Origin of the sequence: Acinetobacter sp. YK3 (assembly GCF_001729365.1) — a bacterium.
Lineage (GTDB): Bacteria > Pseudomonadota > Gammaproteobacteria > Pseudomonadales > Moraxellaceae > Acinetobacter > Acinetobacter vivianii.
This window is the reverse complement of record NZ_LZPJ01000017.1, coordinates 1-13609: the sequence shown is the minus strand read 5'-3', so window position 1 is coordinate 13609 and position 13609 is coordinate 1. Positions and strand designations below refer to the sequence as shown.

At 43.9% G+C, this 13609-nt stretch carries 10 protein-coding genes, 2 tRNA genes and 1 pseudogene; 8 read left to right on the top strand and 5 right to left on the bottom strand.

Annotated elements, in window-relative coordinates; genetic code table 11:
• Positions 1-234 precede the first annotated feature (234 nt).
• The 5 genes from A9Z07_RS02530 to A9Z07_RS02510 form a co-directional block, all read right to left on the bottom strand.
• The gene (locus tag A9Z07_RS02530) at positions 235-1641 is read right to left on the bottom strand and encodes an amino acid permease (RefSeq protein ID WP_069576633.1); all 1407 of its coding nucleotides are present in this window, start codon (positions 1639-1641) and stop codon (positions 235-237) included.
• Positions 1642-1752: 111 nt separating this feature from the next.
• Positions 1753-1828: transfer RNA gene (locus tag A9Z07_RS02525), tRNA-Glu, on the bottom strand.
• Positions 1829-1891: 63 nt separating this feature from the next.
• Positions 1892-1967: transfer RNA gene (locus A9Z07_RS02520), tRNA-Ala, on the bottom strand.
• A gap of 58 nt (positions 1968-2025) precedes the next feature.
• A complete protein-coding gene (gene gltX, locus A9Z07_RS02515; protein ID WP_069576630.1) occupies positions 2026-3534 on the bottom strand; it encodes a glutamate--tRNA ligase in 1509 nt (502 codons plus the stop codon).
• Positions 3535-3638: 104 nt separating this feature from the next.
• Complete coding sequence (locus A9Z07_RS02510) at positions 3639-3944, bottom strand: hypothetical protein (RefSeq protein WP_004776077.1); 306 nt, start codon at positions 3942-3944, stop codon at positions 3639-3641.
• A 405-nt stretch (positions 3945-4349) separates the two neighbouring features.
• Here A9Z07_RS02510 and A9Z07_RS02505 point away from each other — a divergent pair, with 405 nt between their 5' ends.
• The 8 genes and pseudogenes from A9Z07_RS02505 (at position 4350) to A9Z07_RS02470 (ending at position 13570) form a co-directional block, all read left to right on the top strand.
• Entirely contained in the window at positions 4350-5345 is a 996-nt protein-coding gene (locus A9Z07_RS02505) for a sulfate ABC transporter substrate-binding protein (RefSeq protein WP_069576628.1), read from the top strand.
• 197 nt (positions 5346-5542) lie between these two features.
• Positions 5543-6463, top strand: a complete 921-nt coding sequence (gene rsmH, locus A9Z07_RS02500; protein WP_069576626.1) for a 16S rRNA (cytosine(1402)-N(4))-methyltransferase RsmH — start codon at positions 5543-5545, stop codon at positions 6461-6463.
• A 2-nt stretch (positions 6464-6465) separates the two neighbouring features.
• Positions 6466-6804 carry a cell division protein FtsL gene (locus A9Z07_RS02495; RefSeq protein ID WP_005227681.1) on the top strand — a complete coding sequence of 113 codons (339 nt, stop codon included), beginning with the start codon at positions 6466-6468 and terminating at the stop codon, positions 6802-6804.
• A gap of 10 nt (positions 6805-6814) precedes the next feature.
• Positions 6815-8648: pseudogene (gene ftsI / locus A9Z07_RS02490) on the top strand (penicillin-binding protein PBP3).
• A 3-nt stretch (positions 8649-8651) separates the two neighbouring features.
• Complete coding sequence (locus tag A9Z07_RS02485) at positions 8652-10151, top strand: UDP-N-acetylmuramoyl-L-alanyl-D-glutamate--2,6-diaminopimelate ligase (RefSeq protein ID WP_069576624.1); 1500 nt, start codon at positions 8652-8654, stop codon at positions 10149-10151.
• A gap of 24 nt (positions 10152-10175) precedes the next feature.
• Positions 10176-11573: a UDP-N-acetylmuramoyl-tripeptide--D-alanyl-D-alanine ligase gene (locus tag A9Z07_RS02480; RefSeq protein ID WP_069576622.1), complete on the top strand. Its 1398-nt coding sequence runs from the start codon at positions 10176-10178 to the stop codon at positions 11571-11573.
• Positions 11574-12692, top strand: a complete 1119-nt coding sequence (gene mraY / locus A9Z07_RS02475) for a phospho-N-acetylmuramoyl-pentapeptide-transferase (protein ID WP_004776067.1) — start codon at positions 11574-11576, stop codon at positions 12690-12692.
• Between the two features lie 59 nt (positions 12693-12751).
• Positions 12752-13570 carry a putative RNA methyltransferase gene (locus tag A9Z07_RS02470; protein WP_069576620.1) on the top strand — a complete coding sequence of 273 codons (819 nt, stop codon included), beginning with the start codon at positions 12752-12754 and terminating at the stop codon, positions 13568-13570.
• Positions 13571-13609: the final 39 nt, after the last annotated feature.

Sequence of the window (13609 nt, the reverse complement as noted above, 5' to 3'; positions counted from 1 at the left end):
GGCCTCTAGACGATAGGGACGTTTCAGAGGTGGGCGTATATTAGGTTGAATTAGGTGGGGTGTCAAACACTTTTCTCAAGAAAAATTAAAAAAACCAAACAAGTGTTTAAAAATAAAACACATCGAGGAATAAATAATCAAAAATAAGCAGTTAAGCTCAAAAATATGAAAAATAGAGTTTTTCCTTAGGCATAAAAAAATGCAGCCTGAGCTGCATTTTTTTATGTTATCTGATTATTTGCGATTACGATAGAAAATGTAATGGCTCAAATAACATGCTGCAATAAACAGCAAACAACCAATAAAGCCTGCTTGCATCTCAGGGTCAGCTGCCATACTTAGCCCTGTAATGAAACAGAAGATAAAACCCAAGATCGGAACAATCGGGTAAAGCGGCGCAGCAAATTTTAAGTCTTTTGCGGTATGTCCTGCCTTGTACCATTGGCGTCTAAAGTTAAATTGACTCCAGCAGATACTCATCCACACAATCACCATAGTGAATGCAGCAACCCCGAGTAAATTCTTGAAGATTGTCTCAGGCGCAAAGTGTTCTGATAATAAACCTGGAATTGCACCAAACATGGTGACCACCAATGCAATGATTGGCGTACCACTTTTTGACAATCGAGAGAAAACACTTGGCAACTGGCGCTGATCGGATAAAGACCACATCATGCGTGATGCAGCATACAGACCCGAGTTGGCAGCAGAAAGAAGCGCTGTGATAATCACGAAGCGGATAATGTCATCGGCATAAGGAATACCAATGTAATTAAACACGGTCACGAACGGGCTGCTACTCACACCTTCACCACCTAAGCCAGCAACTTGGAAAGGGAGAAGTGCGCTGATTACAATGATGGTACCTACAAAGAAAATCAATAAGCGCCAGATGGCTGCATTGATTGCTTTCGGCACATTTTCAGCAGGATCCTTGGTTTCACCCGCCGCAACACCAATTAACTCGGTACCTGAGAAGGCAAAGTTAACGATCAACATGGTGGTGAAAATTGGAATTAAACCTTGCGGGAACCAGCCATGTGCAGTCAGGTTGTGGAAGAGTGGGGCTGATTCATAGCCATGAAATGGAATCAGACCAAAAATTGCCATTAAGCCGAGAATAATAAAGGCAATAACCGTGACCACTTTGACCAAGGCGAGCCAGAACTCGGACTCGGCAAACATGCGGGTGGAGGTTAAATTTAGCCCCAAGATCGTGACGGCAAAGATAATAGTCCAGATCCACATGGAAATATGTGGAAACCATTCCTGCATCAGTAGAGCAGCAGCGGTAAATTCAGTACCTAAAGTCGCTGTCCAAGTGAGCCAGTACACCCACGAAATCATGTAACCTGTGCCTGGACCAATATATTTTTGAGCGTATGCACCAAAAGATCCAGCAACAGGCATATGTACTGCAAGTTCACCTAAACAGAGCATAACCATATAGGCAATCAGACCGCCTAGGATATAGGCAATAATTGCACCCACAGGTCCAGTTTGAGCGATAACTTCACCAGAACCTAAAAACAAGCCTGTACCAATCGCGCCACCTAAAGAAAGCATGACTAAATGGCGAGTGCTCATGGCACGCTTTAGCGTTTTTGGTTCTGAATTCGCATTTGAGTTGGAAGATTGCATACGACAATTTGTCCAAGCATAGAGAAGCGGCTATTTTATGTAAAATTCGAAAATGTGCAATCTGCTTGAGGCAAGATTGTGAGAAAAATATAATTATTAGAGTATAGAATATGGCGTCCCTACGGGGATTCGAACCCCGGTTACCGCCGTGAAAGGGCGATGTCCTAGGCCTCTAGACGATAGGGACAGATGAGGCAACACACGGATGACTTGAGCATAACTTTTGCTTTCGTTTCGTATTTCGAAACGATGGTGGAGCCAAGCAGGATCGAACTGCTGACCTCTACAATGCCATTGTAGCGCTCTACCAACTGAGCTATGACCCCAGAATGTGTGAGCGCAATATTAGGGGGAATGCGCCCACACGTCAATCATTAAACTGAATTAACTCTCACTATTTGCATCATTTTTCGGCAATTTTAGTGATTCATTTAGCTTTTCCCAAGCTTTCAGTTCTTTCTTGCTCGGCGCACCGACAATTTCCAGTGCGTGACGTAAACGGGCAAAGGTCAAATCAGGGCCAAGTGTAACCATAGCTTGCATCACAGGAGTCGAACTGGTTGAACCAGCAATGGCGATAAAGAACGCAGGCATGAAGTCACGTAGTTTAACTTCCATCTGATTGGCAAGATCCATCAGTGTCTGGCTGACCGTGTCATTATTCCAAGTGAATTGGCTTTCTAAACGCCAGATCGCAAACTGTAGGCTTTGACGAACCTGTTCTTCCGTCAGTTTTTTGCTTTCGAACTGTTCTTTGCTGATTTGTGGCATATGGTTGAAATAGAAACCTGCCCAGTTCACTGCTTCAGAGAGTAGGTTGATACGCGGCTGAATGGCAGCTGCAATATCTTCAAGTGTTTGACGGTCGCTCTTCCATGTCAATAAACGGTCTAAAAGTTGTCCTGGTGTCAGGCCTTTAATCCACTGACCATTCAGCCAGTTGAGTTTTTCAACATCAAAGATTGGACCACCAAGAGAAACACGTTGCACGTCAAAATTCTCAATCATGTCCTGTAATGTAAAGATTTCGCGTTCATCCGGCATTGACCAGCCCATACGACCTAAATAGTTCAACAAGGCTTCTGGCAATACACCGATGTCACGATAGTAGTTGATTGAGGTTGGATTTTTACGTTTAGACAGTTTTGATTTATCTGGATTACGCAACAATGGCATATGGCACAGTGTTGGCATGTCCCAACCAAAATATTGGTAAAGCAACTGATGCTTAGGCGCAGACGGTAACCATTCTTCACCACGTAATACATGAGTGATTTCCATTAAATGGTCATCTACCACGTTGGCAAGGTGATACGTTGGTAAGCCATCTGTTTTTAACAGCACTTGCATGTCGACTTGCGCCCATGGAATCTCGACTTCACCACGGAGTAAATCATTGATTTTGCAAATACCTTCTTCTGGTACTTTCATACGGATGACATGAGGTTCACCCGCAGCAAGACGGCGTTGTACTTCTTCTTCTGATAATTTTAAACCGCGACCGTCATATTTAGGTGTTTCACCACGTGCCTGTTGTTCTGCACGCATTTGATCTAATTCTTCTGCTGTTGCGAAACAATAAAATGCATGGCCTTTTTCTACCAGCTCAAGCGCATATTGCTTATAAATTCCCATACGTTCTGACTGGCGGTAAGGTGCATGTGGACCACCCACATCTGGGCCTTCAGACCAGTTCAGACCCAACCAGCGCAAAGAATCCAGAATCATTTTTTCAGATTCTGGTGTTGAGCGAAGTTGGTCCGTATCTTCAATACGTAAAATAAATTCGCCACCATGCTGCTTGGCAAAACATAGATTAAATAATGCGATATAAGCGGTGCCTACATGTGGAAAACCTGTAGGAGAAGGGGCAATACGGGTACGGACTTTCATAAATTATCGGAGATTAAATTAAAATTGAAACTATTATAACGAAAAAGCCTAGTCACAACATGACTAGGCTTCATTTAAACATGTGAGGGGTACATATTTAAAAATTATGAGGTATGCGGCTGGAATATGGTTTGAACGAAACGTGAAAAACGCTCATGTTGACTCGCAAAAAAAGTCTGCGTTGGTGTAGTACGAATCGTATTTAACATTTTTAATTCGTCATCAGTTGATGGCAGCATCGTTGTATTACGTTTTTGCTGATCCAGTGCTTTGACGATTAAGCTTGAAGATGATTTATCAAGCGTTTTTATGTTATTGCTTTCTTTAATTGCTGCTGCATGTCCAGCTTGAACAGAACATAGCAAAAATAAGCTTATATATGCTGTTTTCTTCAATTTTAATGTTGGCATCGCTAACATTCCCCTCTTGAATTTGAGTCTACAAGACTAACCAAACTACTATAGTATTGCTTTAATAATACGATTTAAACATAAATCTTAATAAAAAAGTAGAACTACGTCACACTTTTTACAAAAATATTAAAATTTGACACATCCTTCTCTACATTTATAGCAATATGGCTACTTTGTATACAAGCGCAATTTAGCAAGCAAATGTGTAGAAAAAGTGGAGAATGATAATTTTTCTCATTTTAAAGGACAAGTCCTCATCAGCTTACTTTTAATCCAGTCAGTGGGTTTTGAACTTAGCTTAAAAACTGCAAAGTAATAAATTTATTGATATAACCGACTGATTGTAAATTATTTTTAAATAAATATAGTGGTTACAAATGGGGTGGACTGGATAAACAATAAATGAAAACAGTGATTGCAGCGGCATTGTTGGCCTTGGGTTTAAATGGGGTGGCACAAGCCGCAACGACTTTTTTAAACGTGTCTTATGATCCTACACGTGAATTTTATCAAGAATATAATCAGGCCTTTGGTCAATACTGGAAACAAAGAACAGGTCAGGAGGTTGATTTTAAACAGTCTCATGGCGGTTCAGGTAAACAAGCCCGCTCAGTCATTGATGGCTTGCAAGCCGATGTGGTGACTTTAGCACTGGCAAATGACATTGATGAAATTGCCAATGCTGGTTTAATCCGTAAAGACTGGCAAAAACAGTTTAAAGATAATTCTGCGCCTTATACTTCAACCGTAGTTTTCCTGATGCGTAAAGGTAATCCTAAAAATATTCGTGACTGGAATGATTTAACCAAAGATGGGGTAGAGATCATTACACCAAATCCGAAAACAGGTGGTGCGCCTCGCTGGATCTATTTGTCGGCTTGGGGCTATGCTTTGAAACAGCCAGGTGGTAATGATGCCAAAGCACGGGAATTGGTGAAAAAACTTTATCAAAATGTCAAAGTTCTGGATTCAGGTGCGCGCGGTTCTCTCACGACATTTGCTGAGCGTGGTATCGGTGACGTGCTGTTGTCTTGGGAAAATGAAGCCTTATTGGCAACACAAGGTTTAGGCAAAGATAAATTTGAAATCGTTTATCCTTCAATTTCTATTCTGGCAGAGCCTTCTGTAGCCATCGTGGATAAAACGGTAGATAAGAATGGCAACCGTCAATTGGCGCGAGGATATTTAAACTTCCTTTATTCACCTTTAGGGCAGGAGTTGGCGGCAAAACATTATTTCCGTCCACGTAATCCTCAGGTTGCGGCAAAATACGCAAAACAATTTCCAAAGATTAAATTATTCAATATAAATGATGTGTTTGGTGGTTGGGCAAAAGCGCAAAAAACACATTTTGTAAATGGTGCGATTTTTGATCAGATTTATGCAGAAAAACCATAAATTTAATCTTGATGCAGATCAACACAAAAGATTGAAAAGCAAATACTGAAGGTGTTTGCTTTTTTATTGCATGAAAAATGACAAGAAAACGGTTTTATCTATGGAAAGTTAAGAATTCTCTACAAAAAGTCGTTTGGTGCTGGCGTAAAACAAGGTGATAATGTGCAGTTACATTTTCAGCTGTTGATCCAATTCTTATGTCGCATATTTCTGTCTTACTTCATGAAACCGTTGATGGCGTATTGGCAGGCCGCGATACTGGTATTTTTGTCGATGCGACCTTTGGTCGTGGGGGACATACCAAGCTTTTATTGTCAAAACTTGATCAAAATGCACGCGTTTATGCTTTTGATAAAGATCCTCAAGCCCTTGAAGTTGCAGCACAATTAGAACAAGAAGATTCGCGTTTTAAAATTATTCACGCCAGCTTCGCTGATATTCAGGCTGAACTCGCTCATATTGGTATTACCGAAGTCGACGGCATTATGGCTGACTTAGGGGTGTCATCACCGCAGCTTGACCAAGCCGAACGTGGTTTCAGTTTTATGCAAAACGGCCCACTGGATATGCGTATGGACAATTCGCAAGGCCCAACTGCTGCAGAATGGCTACTGGATATCGAAGAAGAAAAACTCGCAAACATTATTTACCAATATGGTGAAGAACGTTATAGCCGCCGCATTGCTAAAGCCATTAAACTGGCAGGTGAAATGACAACAACAGCTCAACTGGCAGAAGTGGTTAAAACAGCACATCCAAAATGGGAAAAGCATAAACATCCGGCAACGCGGACTTTTCAGGCCATTCGTATTGCAATTAACAAAGAACTCGATGATATCGAGACATTCTTGCCGCAAGCGGTTTCCTTGTTAAAACCAACCGCACAATTGGCCGTGATTAGCTTTCATTCGCTAGAAGACCGTTTAATCAAACAATTTATTCAAAAAGAATCGAGTTTGGCTGAAGATTCAGGCTGGGGTATGCCTCAAGCACAGGTTGATACTCGACGTTTAAAGAAAGTTTCTCGTATTCGTGCGAGTGAAGCAGAAGTAAAAGCAAATCCTCGTTCGCGTAGTGCGTGGCTACGTGTGGCTGAGCGTTTAGAGCAAAAAGGCTGAGAATGAACAACAAGAATGATGACGACGTTTTACCAAGCAGCAAAAAGGGACTGAAAAAAGTTGTTGTTTATGCTGTGCTCGTTGCATTGGTGTTTACCAGTGCAATGATGGTGGTGTTTCAAGTCTTTGAATATCGTCATGATTATCGTGACTTAAGCGCTTATATGCGTGAAAGAGATGATCTGAATGCAGAGTGGGGGCGCTTGCTGATCGAGCAACAAACCTTTGGTGCGACTGCCCAGATTGGTTCTCGGGCAGTGACACAACTCCGTATGTTCTCACCACCCGCTACGCAAACTGTAGTGATTTCTTTACCTATGACTTCAAAGCAAGATAAATAAGGCATGCTGTATGGCAGATAAGAGAAGCAAACCAATACGAAAAAAACAGCAGTCGATTTCTGAAAGACCAACACTTGCTTTGGACATGTGGCGATTTTATTTGCTTTGGGGCACGGTACTGCTTTGCTTTGTCGTGTTGGTTGCACGTGCATTCTATGTTCAAGTGGTCAATAAAGACTTTTTACAAAATAAAGCCAATGCCAATATTTTGCGTACCGAACGTCTTGAGGCGATGCGTGGGGTGATCAGTGACCGCCACGGTGTGCCTTTGGCGATTAGTACCCCGATCATGAAAATCGTGATCGACCCACGAGATTATTGGGAAACCAAACAGCAGTTTGATGAAATTACCGCTGAACTGAAAAAAGACCCGAATAACCGTAAATTAAAGCGTCAATTGCCAGATAAAAACTTGAATCTGGACGAACTGGCAGATGTTGTTGGTGTTGATCGTGCCGATTTAAAGAAACAAATGCAGGCACGCCCACGTTCACGTTATTTGGTTTTACAAAAAGAAATTCCGCCACAGCAGGCTGACCTGATTATTAAGCGTAACTTTCAGGGTGTTTATGCCGAAAAAAGTTATAAGCGTTACTATCCTCAACCGCAACCCAATGCGCAGATTATTGGTTTGACCAATAGTGAAGGGGTGGGGATTGAAGGTCTGGAAATGCAGTTGAATAAACAGCTTTCTGGTGTCGATGGCGAGCAAAAAATCATTCGCGATAAAAAAGGTAATCGTCTTAAAGTTTCTGAAGTCATTAAAGAAGTTGAGTCTGGCGAAAATATCACGCTCAGTATCGACTCGCGTTTGCAATACATTATGTATCGCGAGCTTACGGCAGCTGGTGTTGCCAATAATGCACGTTCAGCAACTGCGATTGCGGTTGATGTTAAAACCGGTGAAATTTTGGCGATGACCAGTTGGCCATCTTATAACCCGAATGACAAAAATGGTCTCAACAATAAAGATGCAATGCGTAACCGCGGTGCGATTGATATGTTTGAGCCGGGCTCGACCATGAAACCGTTCACGGTGGCAGCGGCTCTGGAAAGTGGCAAATACACACCAAATACCATCGTCAATACTTCACCGGGTTCAATGCGTTTAGGTTGGCATACGATTCGTGATACGCATAACTATGGTGCGTTGACCGTATCTGGTGTCATTATTAAATCGTCAAACGTGGGTTCAGCCAAGATCGCATTGTCTCTGCCTAAAGATACAGTACCTTCTTTCTTTAGACGCGCAGGTTTTGGTCATCGTTCAGCCGTTAAATTCCCGGGGGAGAGTGCGGGTCTACTCTATTCAGGTAGCAAGCTAAATCCATCGCAGTTGGGGACTATGGCCTACGGTTATGGTCTGAATGCGACCATTTTACAGGTGGCGCAAGGCTATGCCATGTTGGCGAATCATGGCGTACAAATGCCATTGAGCTTGCGCAAACTGGACAAAGCGCCAGAAGGCACACAAGTTCTCGAACCTAAAATTGCCGACCAAGTACTTACCATGCTTGAGCAAGTGACCATGCCGGGCGGTACTGCGAAACAGGCGGTGATTCCGGGTTATCGCGTGGGTGGTAAAACAGGGACAGCACATAAATTACGTGCAGACCGTAAAGGCTACTCGAACAGTGAATATCGTGCTTTGTTTGCTGGTGTTGCGCCAATCAGTGATCCGCGTCTGGCGATGATTGTTGTGGTTGAAAACCCGCAAGGTCGTTATTACGGTGGTCTGGTTGCTGCCCCAGTATTCGCTCGGATGATGCAGGAGTCGTTGCGTCTCCTCAATGTGCCTTTAGATAAGCCACTTGATACTTCTATAAAATCCAATCCGTAGGTAGATTATGTCGATTAGTTTTCAACAGATACATCCGATCAGCATAGATGCGGCTTGGTATAGCCAACCTTTTCAGGGCTTTTCTCTGGATAGCCGTAAGGTTGAAAAGGGACAGATTTTTATTGCCTTGAGCAGTTATAGCCAACCAGAAAAAACACGCCAGTTTGCCCAGAATGCTTTAGATGCTGGTGCATTGGCGGTAATTAGTGAAACGGCTTTAGGCTTTGCCAATGAATGGGTTTGTCCTAATGTTCGCTATCAAATGGGCGAATGGCAAAAGCAGTATTTGCAGGCAGTTGATCCTGTGCAGCCCTTGCGTGGTATTGCGGTGACGGGAACCAATGGCAAAACCACGATTTCTCGCCTGATTGCAGAGTTGATTAGTTCGCAAGGCAAAGGCTGTGCGGTTATGGGAACCACAGGCAACGGGATTTTACCTAACTTAACGCCATCAACGCACACCACTTTAGATGCGTTGCAGTTGCAACATGCGCTGCATGACTATGCCAAACAAGGCGCGAGTTTTGTTGCACTGGAAGCCAGTTCGCATGGTTTAGAACAAGGCCGTCTCAATGGCTGTGATCTTGAAATTGCGGTGTATAGCAATTTAAGCCGTGACCATCTGGATTATCACGGTACGCTCGAAGCCTATGCTGAAGCAAAAGCGTTGCTGTTCAAATTTACGACCTTAAAAGCTGTTGTCATTAATCTGGATGATGCACATGCACCGCTCATGTTGGATGCAGCAAAAGCCAATCCATCGCAACCTAAAATCCTCACCTATTCTTTGACGCAAACCTCTGCTGATTATCATATTGCTGATTTGCAATATCGTTTAAGTGGTGCGAGTTTTACGCTGATGAGCCCAACGGGTGCTTATACGGTACAAAGCCCATTGCTTGGGCATTTTAATGTCGAAAACTTATTGGCGAGTTTGATTGCAGCTGAATATGCAGGTTTTGCGCTAGCAGATCTAGTGCAGTTTGTGCCGCAACTGAAAGGTGCGCCGGGTCGTATGCAGGTGATTCAGGATGCTGAGCGTCTATTTGTAGTAGATTATGCACACACACCGGATGCCTTGATTCAGGTACTGACCACATTGAAACGTCATGTCACTGGACAATTGTGGGCGGTATTTGGTTGTGGCGGAGATCGTGACCGTGGCAAGCGTCCACTCATGACTCAGGCCGCGCTTGACCATGCCAATCCAGTCATGCTGACTTCGGATAATCCGAGAACTGAAAATCCTGAACAGATTTTTGCTGACATGAAGCAGGGCATTGATTTTACTGCCCATGTGATGCATGAAATCCATGACCGCCGTGAAGCGATTAAATTTGCTGTAGCGCAAGCCCAAGCGGGAGATATTGTGGTGATTGCGGGTAAGGGGCATGAAAATTATCAGGAAATCGATGGCGTGCGTCATTGGTTTGATGACGTGGTTGAAGTGCAATCTGCAATTGCTGCCCAGCCACATTCGGTACATTCTGCTTATCCTGCGCAATAGTGTGAAAAAAGGTAAATAAAAACGATGCATACCTCAACGACCAGTACTGTTCCATTAGAACTGTGGACAGCAGAACAATTACAACTCGCCACCCAAGGGGAGTGGCATCAACAAAATGTTCCGCAGGGTGAAATTAAGCGTATTTTGACTGACTCACGTCACGCTGAGGCGGGCGATGCGTTTCTTGCTTTAAAGGGTGAGCGTTTTGATGCGCATAATTTTGTAGCACAAGTGGCTGCACAAGGTTGTCAGATTGCCATCGTAGAGCATCCTGTTGATGCTGATATTGCACAGCTCGTCGTAAAAGATACACGCTTGGCATTAGGACATCTTGGAGCCTATCGCCGTCAGCAAAACCAACAGTTGAAAGTCATTGCCTTAACGGGTAGCAGTGGTAAAACCACCACCAAAGAAATGCTGGGCAGTATTTTATCCCGTTTAGCACCGACCCTGATCACGCGTGGCAACCTGAATAATGACTTGGGTGTGCCGATGATGTTGCTGGAACTGCGTCAGGAACATCAATATGCCGTGATGGAGCTGGGTGCTAGTCATCAAGGTGAAATTGATTACACCTCGAATCTGGTACAGCCACATGTGGCAGGCATTTTGAATATTGGTACAGCGCACTTGGGTGAATTTGGTGGTCGCGAGGGCATTTGCCGCGCTAAATCAGAAATCTATGCGCATATTTTGCCGCAAGGTACCGCAATTGTTCCTGCACAAGATGATTATGCAGCTACTATTCGTGAAAATGCTCAGGCCCATCCGATTCTGAGTTTTGGTGAAGGCGGCGATGTCTTTGCGACCGATATTCAACTTCATCCTCAATCGGCACAATTTAATTTGCATACGCCACAAGGTGTTCGTGCAGTGAACTTGCCATTTGCAGGGGCGCATAATGTACAGAATGCCGCAGCAGCGACCGCATTTGCTTTAGCGCTTGGTATTGCGCTTGATGATATTGTACAAGGCTTAGCGCAAGCACAAGGTGCCAAAGGTCGTCTGAACTTTATTCAGCAGCAGAATCATCTGTTTATTGATGATACCTATAATGCCAACCCGACTTCCATGCGTGCAGCAGCACAGGTGCTCTTGCAGCAGCAGGGCTTAAAAGTCATGGTGATGGGCGATATTGGTGAGCTGGGTGATAGTAGCTGGCAAGAGCATCATGATCTCGGTCGAGACTTGGCATCGTTACCGTTAGATCATCTGGTTGTCGTCGGTGAATTCGCTGAAGCAGCGCAACAAGGTTCATCTCATTCAGAAAAGTTACATGCCTTTGCAACACAGGCAGAAGCATTACCGTTTTTAATTAATTTAGTCCAAACACATCAACCCCAGTCAATGAGTTTCCTGTTTAAAGGGTCTCGTTATACCCATATGGAAACGTTGATGGCTGACTTGATGGAGAAAATTTAAATGTTGTTATGGTTATTTGAACAATTGGCGGACTATAACAGTTCGTTTCAGGTTGTTCGTTATTTAACGTTGCGCTCTTTGTTGAGCTTGCTGACTGCCTTGACGATCGGACTGGTATTAGGCCCAGTCATGATTCGTAAATTACAGGCATTAAAATATGGTCAGGCGGTGAGCTCTTTTGCGCCAGAAAACCATGCCAAAAAAATGGGTACCCCAACCATGGGCGGGATCCTCATTTTACTCTCTATCGGGATCAGTACGTTATTGTGGGCTGATTTATCCAATCCATATGTCTGGATCGTGCTTGGCGTGATGGTGGTCTTCGGTGCGGTAGGTTGGGCCGATGACTGGATTAAAGTTCGTTATAAAGACAATGCTGGCTTGCCGGCACGCAAGAAGTTTTTCTGGACTTCTGTAGCGTCTCTAGGTGCAGGTATTGCTTTATATGTGATTGCCAAACAGCAGGATAGCGCGGTACATACAGCGAATATGCTGGACTTGCTGATTCCTTTCTTTAAGAATCTCTCGATTCCATTATCAGCGGTTCCACTAGGCTTGGCGTTTATTGTCTTTACTTATCTGGTGATTAACGGCGCATCGAATGCGGTGAATCTGACGGATGGTCTGGATGGTTTGGCGATCATGCCAATCGTAATGGTTGCAGCAGGTTTAGGTGTATTTGCTTATTTATCGGGTGATATCCGTTTCGCTGAATATTTGCATATTCCTTATGTAAAATATACCTCTGAGCTGGTAGTCATCTGTTCGGCAATGGTCGGTGCTGGTTTGGCCTTCCTCTGGTACAATGCGCATCCAGCCCAAGTCTTTATGGGTGATGTCGGTGCATTGGCACTCGGTGCGATGCTCGGTACCATTGCGGTGATGGTTCGTCAGGAAATCGTATTTGCGATTATGGGCGGTGTCTTTGTGATGGAAGCCATTTCTGTGTTCTTACAGATCGGTTCATTGCGTATGCGTAACAAGCGTGTGTTCTTGATGGCGCCTCTGCATCACCATTATGAAAAACAAGGCTGGAAAGAAACACAGGTTGTGATTCGTTTCTGGATTATCACGATTTTCCTCGTCGTGTTAGGCTTAATGACCTTAAAATTACGTTAAACCAAGATTCAAGAAAAAAGCTGGTATTGACCAGCTTTTTTTATGTTTGGAGAAAATAGATGAGTTTGTTGATGTGTCCTGTTTGTCGCCAATCATTGAATTTGGTTGAAAACTCCTGGCGTTGTGAAAAAGGGCATCACTATGATGTAGCGAAACAGGGCTATGTCAATTTACATGTGGTGCAGCATAAACATAGCAAGTCACCTGGGGACACGCCTGAGTCGGTACTGGCACGCCGTGAGTTTCTGCAAGCAGGTTTTTATCAACCTTTGCAGCAGGCTGTGGTTGAGATTCTGCAACAGCTTAAACCTCAAGCTGTGCTGGATATTGGTTGTGGTGAAGGTTATTACACCAGCGCAATGCAGGCACATACTCAACAGTGTATCGGGGTGGATATTGCTAAAACTGCGGTGCAAAGAGCAGCCAAGCTGAATTCAAAAGTGACTTGGGTGGTGGGAACAGGAGCGACTTTGCCTGTTCAGGATCATTCAATTGACCTTTGCACCAGTCTGTTTAGTCCAATTCCCCAAGATGAAATCATGCGAGTGCTACAAGAGGATGGCTATCTGATTGTGGTCACGCCTGCGCCACGTCATTTATACGATTTGCGCGAAGCCTTGTTTGAGCAAGTGAACTTGCATGAGCCACAGAAGTTTGTGGAGCAGTTGGAGGCACAGTTTGAGCTAAAACAGGAACGGGTGGTTGAGAGCATCATGTCACTGGATCAGCAGGCGTTAAAAAATCTGATCGCCATGACGCCGTATGCTTATAAGGCCAATCCTGAGCGACGCAAATTGCTAGAGCAGTCGTCACAATTTGCAGCGACCGCCTCCTTCCAGATTTATCTGTTTCAGAAAAAAAAGAAGCCATCAATTTGATGGCTTCTTTTTTGATTACTGAATCTGATTAATCAGATT